13 protein-coding genes are annotated in these 13303 nt (G+C 70.6%); 5 read left to right on the forward strand and 8 right to left on the reverse strand.

The window, feature by feature from the left end; all coding sequences use genetic code 11:
• Window positions 1–2118 (forward strand): FtsX-like permease family protein (locus FDZ70_01845; GenBank protein ID TLM80155.1); only part of this gene is annotated, 2118 nt, incomplete at its 5' end.
• Window positions 2119–2207: 89 nt separating this feature from the next.
• On the opposite strand, the gene FDZ70_01850 is transcribed toward FDZ70_01845, so the two are convergent.
• Entirely contained in the window at window positions 2208–2921 is a 714-nt protein-coding gene (locus FDZ70_01850) for a metallophosphoesterase family protein (protein ID TLM80156.1), read from the reverse strand.
• Here FDZ70_01850 and FDZ70_01855 point away from each other — a divergent pair.
• Window positions 2880–3815, forward strand: a complete 936-nt coding sequence (locus FDZ70_01855; GenBank protein ID TLM80157.1) for a response regulator — start codon at window positions 2880–2882, stop codon at window positions 3813–3815. The genes FDZ70_01850 and FDZ70_01855 overlap by 42 nt on opposite strands.
• A 16-nt stretch (window positions 3816–3831) precedes the next feature.
• Here FDZ70_01855 and FDZ70_01860 read toward each other — a convergent pair whose 3' ends face one another.
• The 6 genes from FDZ70_01860 to FDZ70_01885 form a co-directional block, all read right to left on the reverse strand.
• The gene (locus FDZ70_01860) at window positions 3832–4146 is read right to left on the reverse strand and encodes a hypothetical protein (GenBank protein ID TLM80158.1); all 315 of its coding nucleotides are present in this window, start codon (window positions 4144–4146) and stop codon (window positions 3832–3834) included.
• A gap of 318 nt (window positions 4147–4464) precedes the next feature.
• Entirely contained in the window at window positions 4465–5007 is a 543-nt protein-coding gene (locus FDZ70_01865) for a hypothetical protein (GenBank protein ID TLM80159.1), read from the reverse strand.
• A 320-nt stretch (window positions 5008–5327) separates the two neighbouring features.
• Window positions 5328–6356 carry a MarR family transcriptional regulator gene (locus FDZ70_01870; protein TLM80160.1) on the reverse strand — a complete coding sequence of 343 codons (1029 nt, stop codon included), beginning with the start codon at window positions 6354–6356 and terminating at the stop codon, window positions 5328–5330.
• A 56-nt stretch (window positions 6357–6412) separates the two neighbouring features.
• The gene (locus tag FDZ70_01875; GenBank protein ID TLM80161.1) at window positions 6413–6904 is read right to left on the reverse strand and encodes a ClbS/DfsB family four-helix bundle protein; all 492 of its coding nucleotides are present in this window, start codon (window positions 6902–6904) and stop codon (window positions 6413–6415) included.
• Between the two features lie 53 nt (window positions 6905–6957).
• Window positions 6958–7317: a peptide-methionine (R)-S-oxide reductase MsrB gene (gene msrB / locus FDZ70_01880; GenBank protein ID TLM80162.1), complete on the reverse strand. Its 360-nt coding sequence runs from the start codon at window positions 7315–7317 to the stop codon at window positions 6958–6960.
• A 15-nt stretch (window positions 7318–7332) separates the two neighbouring features.
• A complete protein-coding gene (locus FDZ70_01885; protein TLM80163.1) occupies window positions 7333–7914 on the reverse strand; it encodes a peptide-methionine (S)-S-oxide reductase in 582 nt (193 codons plus the stop codon).
• Window positions 7915–8209: 295 nt separating this feature from the next.
• Here FDZ70_01885 and FDZ70_01890 point away from each other — a divergent pair, with 295 nt between their 5' ends.
• Both FDZ70_01890 and FDZ70_01895 read left to right on the forward strand, forming a co-directional pair.
• Window positions 8210–9523, forward strand: coding sequence for a GTPase (locus FDZ70_01890; protein TLM80167.1), 1314 nt, complete (start codon window positions 8210–8212; stop codon window positions 9521–9523).
• Window positions 9524–9532: 9 nt separating this feature from the next.
• Complete coding sequence (locus FDZ70_01895) at window positions 9533–10507, forward strand: carbamate kinase (GenBank protein ID TLM80164.1); 975 nt, start codon at window positions 9533–9535, stop codon at window positions 10505–10507.
• A gap of 14 nt (window positions 10508–10521) precedes the next feature.
• Here the strand turns inward: FDZ70_01895 and FDZ70_01900 are convergent, their stop codons facing one another.
• The gene (locus tag FDZ70_01900) at window positions 10522–11799 is read right to left on the reverse strand and encodes a TIGR00300 family protein (protein ID TLM80165.1); all 1278 of its coding nucleotides are present in this window, start codon (window positions 11797–11799) and stop codon (window positions 10522–10524) included.
• 113 nt (window positions 11800–11912) lie between these two features.
• Between FDZ70_01900 and FDZ70_01905 the strand changes: the two genes are divergently transcribed.
• Window positions 11913–13303, forward strand: a 1391-nt coding sequence (locus FDZ70_01905; GenBank protein TLM80166.1) for a DUF4424 domain-containing protein, incomplete at its 3' end; no start/stop codon positions are given.

Here is a 13303-nt window from a genome sequence, read left to right on the forward strand (position 1 = left end):
GTCGTCGACACGGCGCTCGACATGCCGAACGACACCCAGCCGACCGCCCGGGTGGTCGGCATCCCGCTGTCCCGGCCCGCCGAGGTGAACCTCGTCACGCTCCAGGCCGGCAGGATGCCCGAGCCCGGCACGCGGGGCGAGGCCGTGCTCAACCTGAAGTTCGCCGGCGAGACCGGGGTCGGCGTCGGCGACACGCTCACCCTGCGCACCGGCGGCCAAAAGACCGCCATCAAGGTGGTCGGGATCGGCTCCACCCCGGAGTACTTCTATCCCTTGCGCGCCGCCGGCGAGATCCCGACGCCGGGCGACTTCGCGGTGTTCTTCATGGATCAGGAGCTGGTCGGCGGGATGTTCGGCCGCGTGGGGGCCGCCAACGACGTCGCGGTGCTCCTCGAGCCGGGAGCCGACGTCGACGACGCCATCGACGAGGTCGAGCGCATCCTCGACCCGTATTTCGTCATCGACTCGGTGAAGCGCGCCGACCAGCCATCGAACTTCGGCCTGACCTCCGAGCTCGAGCAGAACCGCATCATGGCCGACTTCCTGCCCCCACTCGTGCTGCTCATCTCGTCGCTGTCGCTCTTCATCGCGCTGTCGCGGCTCGTCCAGTCCCAGCGCGGCGAGATCGGGCTCATGAAGGCGCTCGGCTACACCGACGCCCAGGTCCTCGGCCACTACCTGATGTTCTCGGTGCTCATCGCGCTGATGGGCTCGATGCTCGGCATCGCACTCGGGCAGTGGGCGGCAGGCGGCGAGGTCCAGCTGTACGTCGACATGCTCGGCGTCCCGTTCATGTCGGTCCACGTCTACCCGAAGGTCATGCTCAACGCCGTGCTGATGAGCACCGCGGCGTGCGTCGCGGCCGGGTTCGTGCCCGCATGGGCCGCCGTGCGCATACCGCCCGCCAAGGCGATGCACTCGGATCCCAATCTCGCGGTGAAGGGAGGCGGCCGCATCCCGCTCGTGGAGCGCCTGTTCGGCTGGGCGATGCCGCGGTCGTTCACCTTCCGCATCCCTCTGCGAAACCTGTTCCGGGCCCGCAGGCGCACGCTCTACACCATCGTCGGCATCGCGTTCTCCATGGTGCTCACCGTCGCCACCTGGTCGATGTTCGACGCGTTCGACTTCCTCATCGACCGGGTGTTCACGCAGACGGAGCGCTGGGACGTGCTGGCCGCCTTCGAGGACCGCTTCGGCACCGAGCGCGTCAACGAGGTGGAGGCCTGGAAGGGCGTCCGCGGCGTCGAGCCGGCGCTGCTCGTGCCCGCCGAGATGCGCGCGAACGGCGAGACCAGCGACGGGATGATCACCGCAATGACGCCGTCGGCCGGCTTCCACGGCTTCGACGTGACCGCAGGCGGCGATGCCGCCGACGCCCTGCGGGCCGGGCGGCTCGTGATGGCCGAGTCCGTGGCGCGCAAGTTGGGGGTCGGGGTCGGCGACACGGTGCGCGTCGAGACGCCGTACACGGACAAGGTGGCTTCGTACGAGGTCGGCGCGCTGTCCGACGAGTCACTCGGCGGGCCGGTCTTCGCGAGCGCGGACGTGGGCCGCGAGCTGATGGGGACCGGGAAGTACACCTACAACGTGATCTACCTGTACGTCGACCCGCAGCGCGCCGACGAGATCCGGCGCGACCTGTACGACCTGCCGGGCGCGACCCAGGTGCAGGTCAAGGCCGACTTCGTCGAGACGATGAACTACTACCTCGAGTTCACCTACACGTTCGGCGGCATCATGCTCGCATTCGGCTTCGCGATGGCCGCGGCGGTCATCTACAACACGTTCACCGCGAACATCCACGAGCGCACGCGCGAGATCGCGACCATGCGCACGATCGGCGAGGACAACGGGCGGCTCGCCGCGATGGTGACCATCGAGAACGTCTTCCTCGCGCTGGCCGCCGTGCCGCTGGGCGTCTGGCTCGGCGTCGAGGCCTCGAAGGCGATGTTCTCCTCGTTCTCGACCGAGGCGTACTCGTTCAAGGTCGTCATCTACCCGACGAGCGTCGCTTGGATCACCGGCGCCAACCTCGTCGTACTGCTGCTCTCGGAGATCCCGCCGGTGCGCCGCATCTTCCGCCTGGACCTGGCCGAGGCGACGAAGGTGATGGAGTAGCGGGCCGAGGCGCTACGCGGCGTGCTCCCGGCGGTGCGCCCTGCGGGCGCGCGACGGACGGGCGGCAGGCGCGACGGACGGCGGGTGGGTCAGCCCACGCGGTGGACGACGATGCCGAGCAGCGCCCGGCTGCGCCCGACCGGCCCGACCGCCTCGTCACCCGAGTCGAGCTCGGCGAACTCGCGCGGCTGGCCGAGGAGCAGCTCGACCCAGCACGGCCGCGGGTCGTCGCCGGCCGGCTTGCCGACCGACCCGGCCGACACGAAGTGCACACCGGGCGCGGGCGAGCGGTGGTACGGCACGTGCACGTGGCCGACGCACACCGCGTCCGCGTTCGCGTCGCGTGCGAGGCGCGCCAGCACCGAGTCCGGCCGATCCGGCAGCAGGTACTCGTTGACCTTGCGCGGACTGCCGTGCACGAGCAGGACGCGCGCTCCGGCGTGCTCGAGCCGGATCTCCCACGGCAGGGCGGCGAGCCACGCGCGCTCGTCGGCCGCCAGCACCGCGACCGTGCGCGCGTACGACTCCGCCCCCGCAGTGCGCTGCTCATCGGTGGTGTAGTGGCAGCCGCACGAGCCGCGCTCGTTGCCGACGCCGTCGTCGTAGTTGCCCTGCACCGTCGGGATGCCGGTCTCGCGCATCCGCGCGATCACGCCCGAGGGATCCGGGCCGTATCCGACCAGGTCGCCGAGGCAGTACCGCTCGGCGATCTTCAGGCGGGCGATGTCCGCGAGAGCGGCGTCGAGCGCCGGCAGGTCCGCATGGATGTCCGAGATGAGAGCGATGCGCCGCATGCACCGCATGGTGACACGAGGCGACGGGCTGCGCTAATGCGCCTAGGAGTTGCGGCCGATACTGACAGTACGCCCGGGTCCGGGGGGACGTACTACCCACGCACTCACTTCGACTGGGGGGTCGAGATGGCTGCAGCGAGCAAGCGCGTCCAGGTCCTCGTCGTCGACGACGCGCCCGCCATGCGCGCGATCGCGGCCTTCACGCTGGAGGGCATGGGCGCCTACGAGGTCGAGGCGGTCGACTGCGCCGAGGCGGCACTCGACGCGCTCGGCGCGCACCCGTTCGACGCGATGATCACCGACTTCGGCATGGAGCGCGTCAACGGCATCCAGCTCGTCGAGGCGGTGCGCGCCATGCCGGCCTTCGAGCACCTGCCGATCGTCATGATGGCGTTCGAGGACGACCCCCGCATCCGTGAGGCGGCCACGATGGCCGGCGTCGACGCGTTCGTCGCCAAGCCGCTCGACCCGGACGACATCCGCGAGACGCTCCAGCGCCTCCTCCCCGAACCGGAAGGCGCCCAGCCGACCGCGAGCGGCTACATGCTGCTCGGCGTCCAGTCCGTGCTCGACAGCATGCCGCACCCCGCGATGCTGATGGACGAGGACCACCAGGTCATGCTCGGCAACCGGGCCTTCTTCCAGGCCACCGGCGCGCGCTTCCACGACTGCGGCCTGCGCTGCGCCTCGGTCATGCACGCCGACGGCGAGCCGCCGGAGGACTGCCCGTTGACCGAGGCGGTGCGCACCGGCAACCGCGTCGAGCGCCTCGTGGCCGAGAGCGTCGCCGGCCCCGTCGAGGTGTGCGTCTACCCGACCGACGTCACCGACGGCGAGGGCAAGCGCCTCTACCTGCACCTGGCGCGCCCGGCGACCAGCGGCGTGGTCGGCGGCGGCCACTGAGGCGCGACCGCGGGCGTTACCCGAGGCCCTTCGCGATCGTCCCGAGGATCCCGCGCGCGACCTGACGGCCGAACTGGCTGCCCACCGCGCGCACCGCGGCCTTGCCGAACGCCTCGATGAGGTCGTCCTTGCGCCCGCTGCTGCGGAACGGCCCGCCCGAACTGCCGCGCTCGCCGCCGCCATCCGGCGCGTCGTCGCGGTACGAGACGTCACCCTCCTTGAACGGCCCTCGCGGGCGGGACGGCGCCGCGGGATTCGGTGCCCTGATCAGTTGGCACTTCGCTTCGCGACTACGGGCGGACTTCAAGACCGAGATGGCCAAAGCATCCACACCGATCCTCCTCGGCTGCGGAGCGTCGTCCGTGTTGGGCTGCGCGGTGCTCGCGACGACTGGGAGTGCGTTGAGCAGCGCATACGCCGCAATGGCCGCAGTCGCACTGGGCGTCGCGGCCGCCATTGTTGGTGGGGTCGACCCACAGCATCGGCTCGTAGGGCTGTTGTTCGTGGTGCCCGCGACAACCCCGATGCTCACCGTTGTGGCGACGGGAGCACCCATCTTGGCGGCCCAGCTGTCGGCGCCGTGGCTGTTCTCGTAGGCGACGGGTCGCCGATCACCGACATGGGGCTAGCGCAAGCTGCAGGCTGGGGCTCACAGTGTCACGCCATCGGTCACGCCTCGGACGAACGCACTCCAGACCGCGACAGCCTCGTTGCACGCAGTCGCGATCTCATCCGGCGCGCCGTAGGGACGCGCGAGCGACGCGTAGTCGACTGGCCCGACGCGCCCCGCGTCGGCGAAGTCACGCGTGATGCGCGCGAGAGCGCTCGTGACGAATGCATCCCCAGCGACCGGGCTCGCGAGGAATGCCATGGCCGCGCCCGAAGGACCGCCGTCCCACCAGCGGAGCACGTAGATGAGGTCATACGCGTCCTTGGCCTTCCTCCGGTCGAGGTACGCGTCCGCCTTCATCGCCACGAACGGTGCGAGGTTGGCGACGTTGAACACCACCTTGCTCGCCGCTCCATCGAGCATCACGAACTCGCGCTCGATCTTCAGCCTGTCGGCGAACGCGAGTTCCGCGCCCAGCACGTTGAGGAGACCGACGCCGCCCGTGCCCGCAGGCGGCTTCACTTTGGGGCTGATGATCCGACCCCCAGGAACTGACGCGTCCTCGCCAAGCAGTTCGAGCACCACCGGCTCCCCATCGACAGCGACTTGCCATCTCCACGACGAGTCGCCGACGCGGTCGAAGCCGATCCGCTTGAGGTTCCCCTCAAGCGTCCGATACGCGCCATCAGAGGCACTCACCGCGACGCTCAGTGCGACATCGACATCGGTCGACCCGACGTGAGGCGGCTGGTGATAGCCCGAACTCGGAACGATGTAGCGTGGCGCCAGGCCGCCGACAAGGCAGAGACGATCCACCCACGGTGCACCGACACTCCTGAACAGCGTGCCAAGCACCCTCTCGCAGCGCTCAGTCGAAGCCTGGGTGTACTGGTCCGCGTCCATCAGAACCCGATCACTCTCTCGCGGAGGTACTCGGCTTGCTCCTCGCCCCGAGTCGGGTCACACAGAAGGTCCGCGTACACCCTGAACTTCGAGGCGAGCCGCACATGATGATCTCGATTGGCGGAAGCAAGAACACCCCCGGGACCGCGCAGGAAGGTGACGTTCGCCCCCTGCTCGACCGGAGCCGCGGCGGCACTCGCGAGAACATGGCCGATCGTGTGTGCGCTCGTGATCCAGACCTCGTATCTCGCAACAGCCGTCACATGCGGGGCCATGAGCGCGGCCGCGCACGCACCCGTGAACGCGAAGATGATGTTGCCCCCCTTCAGGCCGTCATCCATCGCTGCCAGCGTCCTGGGGGGGCCGTCATCGAGGACGAACGCCCTCGCCATCACCCTGCGGTCGTTCGCGGCGTCGCCGGCATAGCGATCAAGCAGCGCCCCGGGATCGAGCACTCTGCGGCGAGTGGCCGGACCGCGCCCCACGCGTTCAACGAGGCCCTCCGCCTCAAGCCCCACGAGCACGCCGTGCGCGGTCGCAGGGGCGACGTGCATCGCATCGGCGATCTCCGTCACCCGCCACACGCGCTCGGGATCCTCCAGCAGCGCGACCGCGACCGCGCCCGCCGCGCCAGCGAGCACGACGTTGCCCTCCCGTGCGATTGAGACGGGTTCCTCGCCCCGCTCCAAGTGAACGGCGAGCTTGGGCTGTTCGAGAGTGACGTGGAGGTAGCGGTCGTCCATGTAGCCAACGCCGGCATCCCTGACCGCTTCGAGCCCGGCGGGGGTGAAGTGACTCGCCGCTACGACGGTGCCTGCAATGGTCTTCGCTTGGTCGACGGCCTGTCGCACCCGATCGGGTCGGCCGGTTCCAGCGTCAATGATCCGGATGCTCCAATACGCGCTCTCGGAACCCACTCGGACTTCGGGTCCCTCAGCCCAGAACGGTGCCAGCGTGGTCTCGTTCAGTCGTCTGGCGAGTTCGCCCGCGATGTCCTCGTTGCGTCTCATTTTCGCTCCAATAGTCATATTCGGTGTGCGCCGAATATACTCCCTTGAGCGAATCTCGACAAGCTGGGACGCGTCTACCCCGCCGCCGCGGCCTCCAGCAGGGCATGGTGCATGGGGTAGTGCTCGAAGCAGTCCACGCCGATGACCTCGGCGAGCGTGCGGTCCTGCAGCCACGCCGGGTCGATCGCGGCGGTCACGCCCACCGGCCCCGCCAGCTCCTCGTCCGTGAGCACGGACACCTCGCGCGTGAGTTCCGAGAAGGTCGCGTCCGCGCGCGCGATCGTCTCGGCGGCGGGCAACGAATCGGCGGTCGCCCAGACCTGCTCGTTGAAGAGCTCCCAGCTCTCGCGGTCGCGCACGAACTCCGTGCCCTCGCCCGCGCGCGCAGCGCGCAGCCGGCGCACAACGAGGTCGTCGTAGGCGGCGATGTGCGCCACGATCGCGCGCGGCGAGTGCGCGTGTCCCGCCGGCGCCGACTCGAGCCGGCCCTCCGGGATCGCATGCAGCCGCTCGTTGAGCGCCCCGCGCGCCTCCCCGAGCGCCGCGAGCACCTCGTCACGTGTCATCGCGCATCCCCCTCCTCGCACCGTGGCTCGAACTCGAGCGCGCCGGAGTTGATTCAATGCCGCTTGCCGGTCGGTGGCGGACCGTCGTCGAACACGTGCCCGAGGTGCGAACCGCACCGCGCGCAGACGACCTCGGTGCGCACGCGCCCGCCGCTCGTGTCGGTGCGCGTCTCGATCGCGTCGGGCGAGACCGGCCGCCACCAGCTCGGCCAGCCCGAGCCGGACTCGTACTTCGCATCCGCCCCGAACAACGCGTTGCCGCACGCGGCGCACCGGTACACGCCGGGCTCACGGTGACCGAGGTAGCAGCCGGCTCCGGGCGCCTCGGTGCCGGCCTCGCGCATGAGGCGGTAGCGCTCTGGCCCGAGCAGCTCGAGCCACTCGGCGTCGGTATGCGTGACGCGGCCGGTCATGGGGCGATGGTACCCCTACGGCCGCTGCGCACCCCGGGGACGGCGGGCGCGCGCCTCGACCATGCCGAGCAGGCGTTCGCGCGCACCGGCGCTCAGGCCGTACGAGTCGACCTCGGCGACCAGGTCGGCGAGCGCGCCGTCGCCGCTCACGAACCCGTTCACGCGCGCGGCGGCGGTCGAGTCCCGCAGCGCGTCGTCGTCCGGGAACATCACGCGGAACTCCGCGAAGAGCAGACCGTCGGAGCGTAGCCGGTACTTCTGGTGGTGCGCCTCGGCCGCATAGAAGCGGTCGAGGCGGCGGATCTCGGTGAGAGCCGGCCTGTCGAGCGTGCGCTCGAGCCGGTCCCGGGACGCTCTGGCGGCTGCGTCCTGCGCCTCGTCCGTCGTCCAGATCGCGCTCGCATACTGCCTCGACCAGACCGGAGCGGTCGGGTCGTGCTGCGTCCAGAACTCCACGAGCAGGATCTCGTAGTCGATGACGTCGGGATCGAAGTCGACCTGGAGCGTCTCGGTGTGATCCCCGAGGTGGTGGTACCTGGGCGACGGCGTGGTGCCGCCGGCGTAGCCGACCCTCGTGCGCACGACCCCGTCGATCAGCCCGAACCGGGCGTCCGGACCCCAGAATCAACCGAGCGAGAATGTGGCCGTCGCAAGGCGCCCGTGCGCGTCGGAGTCGATGGGGGGCCTCGGCCTGGCAGCCGCCGCCCCCGGGATGCCGATGATGCCGAACACCGCGGCCGCCGACCTCCCTTCCGCGTACGGACGACTGAGCGAGGCGCGTGCCATGCGACGGCCGTGTGCATGCCGTTCACCGACTTGCGGCATACTTGGGACAGCGGGCTGCATAGCCTCGGCGTGAGGAGGTCGCGTGGAGCGGATACGAACGATCATCATGGGGGCGGCGGGGCGCGACTTCCACGACTTCCTCGTGCGCTACCGCGACGACGACTCGGTCGACGTGGTGGCGTTCACCGCAACGCAGATCCCCGGCATCGACTGCCGCGTCTTCCCGGCCGAGTTGGCCGGCCCGCTCTACCCGCACGGCATCCCGATCGTGCCGGAGACGGACCTCGTCGACTGGGTACGCAGGCACGACGTCGGCCAGGTCGTCTTCGCCTACTCGGACGTCAGCCACACGCACGTGATGCACATCGCGTCGCTCGTCAACGCCGAGGGCGCCGACTTCGTCCTGCTCGGGCCCGAGTCGGTGATGCTGCGCGCGAACGTGCCGGTCATCTCGGTGTGCGCGGTGCGCACCGGCGCCGGCAAGTCGAGTGTGACCGAGTACGTCTGCCGCATGCTCGCCGAGCGCGGCCTGACGCCGGTCGTGCTGCGCCACCCGATGCCCTACCGCGACTTGCTCGCGTCGCGCGTGGAGCGGTTCGCCACCATCGACGATCTCGACGCCGCGAAGCTGACGGTCGAGGAGCGCGAGGAGTACGAGCACTTCGTCGAGCAGGGCATCGTCGTGTACGCCGGGGTGGACTACCGAGCCATCCTGCGCGCCGCCGAGGCCGAGGCGTCGGTGGTGCTGTGGGATGGCGGCAACAACGACTCGCCGTTCATCAAGCCCGACCTCGAGATCGTGGTGCTCGACCCGCACCGTGCGGGTCACGAGCGCGAGTACCACCCCGGCGAGACCAACTTCCTGCGCGCGAACGTGCTCGTCGTCAACAAGACCGACAGCGCGCCCGCCGGCGCCGTCGACGGGCTCATCGCCGAGGCCACGCAGTGGAACCCGCGCGCCACCGTGGTGCGCACCGAGTCGCGCGTGCGGCTCGCGGTCGACCCCTCGGCGCTGGCGGGCAAGCGCGCCCTCGTGATCGAGGACGGGCCGACCGTCACGCACGGCGGCATGGGCTTCGGCGCCGGCGTGCTGGCCGCGCGCGAGCACGGGGCGACGCTCGTGGACCCGCGCCCGCACGCGCACAGGTCGATCGCCGAGGCGTTCGCTCGCTACGGCCACCTGACCAAGGTCCTGCCCGCCATCGGCTACTCGCCCGAGCAGCTCGCCGACCTCGAGCGCACCATCGCCGACACGCCGTGCGACGTGGTGGTGGTCGCCACGCCGATCGACCTGTCGCACGTGATCCGCATCGACCAGCCCGCCGTGCGGGTACGCTACGAAGTGACCGACGCAGGCGAGCCGACGCTGCGCTCGGTCGTGAACGGCTGGCTGGCCTCGGAGTACGTCGGCGGGGAGTGAGGCGCGGGCATGGCCGGAGCGCCACATCTGACCGGGGAGCCGACGCGCATGGTCGTCGCACTCGGCGGCAATGCGCTGCTGCGGCGCGGCGACCGGGGGACGGTCGAAGAGCAGTACCTGCACGCCGACGCGGTCATGCGCCACGTCGCCGACCTCGCCGCGGCCGGCCACCGCCTCGTCATCACGCACGGGAACGGGCCGGTCGTCGGCAACATCGTGCTGCGCAACGAGGCCGCGCGGGCGAGCGTGCCGCCGATGCCGCTCTACATCGACGACGCCGACTCCGAGGGCGGCATCGGGCTCATGCTGCAGATGGCGCTGCACAACCGCCTGCGCGCGCAGCGCATCGCCCGCGCCGTGGTCACCATCGTCACGCAGGTCGTGGTCGACCCGCTCGACCCGGCCTTCGCGCGGCCGGACAAGCCCATCGGCCCGTTCTACTCGCCGGCCGAGAAGGACGCCGTGGCCGCCGAGGAGCCGTCGTGGGTCTTCGCCGAGACCGGCGAGGCGGACACCTGGCGCCGCGTGGTGCCCTCGCCCAAGCCGCTGCGCGTCGTCGAGGCGCCCGTCATCACGCGGGTGACCGAGCACGGCGACATCGTGATCGCGGCCGGCGGCGGCGGCGTCCCGGTGGTCGAGGACGCCGACGGCACGCTCACGGGCATCGACGCGGTCATCGACAAGGACCGCACGTCGTCGCTGCTCGCGTTGCAGACCGGCGCCTCCGTGCTCGCCATCCTCATGGAGGAGGACGCGGTCTACCTCGGCTACGGGCAGCCCGGCGCCCGCGCGCTCGGGCACGTGCACTGCGGCGAGCTGTGCGAGCACCTCGCGCGCGGGGAGTTCCACGCAGGCTCCATCGCGCCGAAGGTCGAGGCCGCGTGCGACTTCGTGCGCCACGGCGGCGAGACGGCGGTCATCTGCCGCGCCGAGAACCTCACCGAGGCGCTGCGCGGACATGCGGGCACGAGGGTGACGGCGTAGGCGTAGCGCGCCGGTCAGCACTCCAGCTCGTCGGCGAGCATCTGCAGGAACAGCCCGACGTCGGTCACGACCCCGATCGTCTGGAACGAGCCGCGGTCCGCGAGTTTGGTGACCACGGCCGGGTTGATGTCGACGCACACCGTGGTCGTCGCCGCGGGCAGCATGTTGCCGGTCGCGATCGAGTGCAGCATCGTCGAGAGCATCAGGCACGCGCCGGCGTCGCGACACCACCCGCGCATCGCACGCTGGGCCTCGAGCGCGTCGGTGATGACATCGGGTAGCGGACCGTCGTCGCGGATGGAGCCGGCGAGCACGAACGGCGTGCCGGTGGTGACGAGCGTGTGCATGAGGCCTTCGGTCAGCACGCCCTGCTCGACTGCGGCCGCGATCCCGCCCGCCGCGCGCACCGTGTTGATCGCGCGCAGGTGGTGCTCGTGCCCGCCGGGCACGGGCACGCCCTCGTCGAGCCGCACGCCGAGCGACGTCCCGTACAGCGCCGACTCGATGTCGTGCACCGCCACCGCGTTCCCGCCGAACAGCACGCTCACGTAGCCCGCGCGCACGAGCCGCGCGAGCTCGCCCGCCGCGCCCGTGTGCACCACCGCCGGCCCGACCACCGCGATGATGGCCCGCCCGCACTCCCTCGTCTCGCGCAGCAGCGCCGCCACCATGCGCACGACCTGCGCCTTCGGCTTCTCTGACGACACCTCGGACGCCATGAACTCGAACGCCTGCTGGTCACGCGGCCGCTCGAGCGGCGTGACGCGCACGCCGCCGTGCCCGACGACGAGCAGGTCGCCGGCGCGCACCTCCGAGAGCGCCACCGTCTCGGCAGTGCCGGCGACCGGGTCGACGCGCACCGCGCAGTCCATCTCGGGATTCGCGACGGGCAACCACTCGCCGCCCACGCGCAGGTGCGTGACGAGGTTCGTCGTGGAGTAGAAGCACGCGGGGAACACGCCGTCGGCCGGCGCCGGCGCCAGCTCGACGTCCGTGTCGTGCAACGGCACCGCGCCGTGTTCGCGGATGGCGTCGAGCACCTGCGCGAGGTGCTCCGCGTCGCGGCCCTTCACGCGCAGGACCGCCACCGACGGGTCCTCGTTCGTGCGGCCGACCTGGAAGGTCAGCGTCTCGAACTCGCCGTCCAGCGCCACGATGTCGTCCATGATCCGCGAGACGATCTGCGAGTCGATGAGGTGGCCGGTCACCCGGATGTCCTCGTACGGCGCCACGCGCGCTCCTTCGCGGTCGGCGGGTGGGCGCGGTGCGCCTCGGCCCGCATGAGTATGCATTCCCGGCGCATCTCTATGCGCCCACGCCATCATACCCGAGCGGTCACGCTCGCACGGCGCCCCGATGTGCGCATACTATCGCCGAGGAGACCTTGTCGGGGAGGAGCCCAGCGATGAAGCGCACGACCCTCGCACTGCTCGCCTGCTGCCTGGCCCTGGCGGTCGCGGCGCCGGCGGCGCTCGCCAACGACGGCGCGGTCGGCACGCAGGGCGGCACGGTCAGGCCCATCGGCAACGCCGACGTGCGGATGGACTCGGAGGCCGTGCAGATCATCTGCATGGACGGTGTTGCGCTCTACCGCATCGACTTCAAGTTCGTGAACGAGGCGTCCGAGCCCAAGACCGTCAAGCTCGGCTTCCCCTTCCCCGACTTCGAGAACACCGAGTACGACAACAACGGCGAAGCGCCGGGCGGCTTCCGCGCGTGGCTGAACGGCCGTGAGCTCGCGGTCGCGCAAGAGAAGGGCACCGACGGCGAGGGCGACGACACGTGGGACGTCATCTGGTTCACCCACACCGCCACCTTCCCGCCGGGCGACTCGATGATCACGGTGAGCTACGTGGGCTCGCCGGACGTGTCGGTCGGGGTGCCCGACCAGCTCGCCGGCGTCGCGATCCCCGCGGGCGTGGCGCCGGAGTCGATCGGGATGGGGTACTACCCGTACTTCGTGCACACCGGCGCGGGCTGGGCCGGCACCATCGGGAAGTCCGTCATCCGCTACACCCTCGCCGACGACTTCGACGGCTTCGGCGTCGAGCAGGTCACGAAGAACTGGGTGAACGGGTCGCGCGAGTGGATGGGCGCGGAGCGCGCGAAGAACCTGCTCGCGTTCACGAAGCCCGAGCCGAACGTCTACCAGTGGACCTACACCGACTACGAGCCGACGCGCGCGCACGACCCCGAGATCGCGTTCGCGCGCAGCTCGGCATGGCGCGAGGACTTCGACCCGTGGGAGGAGACGAAGGCGTCGACCTACCTGAAGCTCGGCGACTTCGAGTACGTGCCGTACAACGCGGCGAACGGCAACCCCGGCGACGCGTGGGCCGAGGCCGTCGACGGCCCCGGCATCGGCCAGTGGCTGCAGGTCCCGTTCGGCGAGACACGCGCGGTGAAGCAGATCCGCGTGCTCGGCGGCTACCAGAAGCGCGCCGACCTCTACGCGAAGTACAACCGCCCCAAGCGCCTGAAGATCGACTACTCGGACGGCTCGTCGCAGGAGATCACGCTCGCCGACGAGATGGGCCTGCAGGTGTTCGACGCGAACGCGTCGGCAACGTCGGCCAAGGTCACGATCCTCGACGTGTACAAGGGCACGAACGAGCGCGACGAGACGTACCTGTCCGAGATCGCGTTCGCCGAGGCCCCCGCGCCGCAGTTCGAGAAGTTCGAGGCCGTCACCGGGATCGCTCCGCCGACCGGCTTCGAGGAGCCCGAGGGACTCGCCGCGCTGACGAAGGGCGCGGGCGGCACCGCGTCCGGCGAGGGCGGCGAGGCCTGGCTCTT

It is taken from the genome of Actinomycetota bacterium, from assembly GCA_005774595.1.
Classification (GTDB): domain Bacteria; phylum Actinomycetota; class Coriobacteriia; order Anaerosomatales; family D1FN1-002; genus D1FN1-002.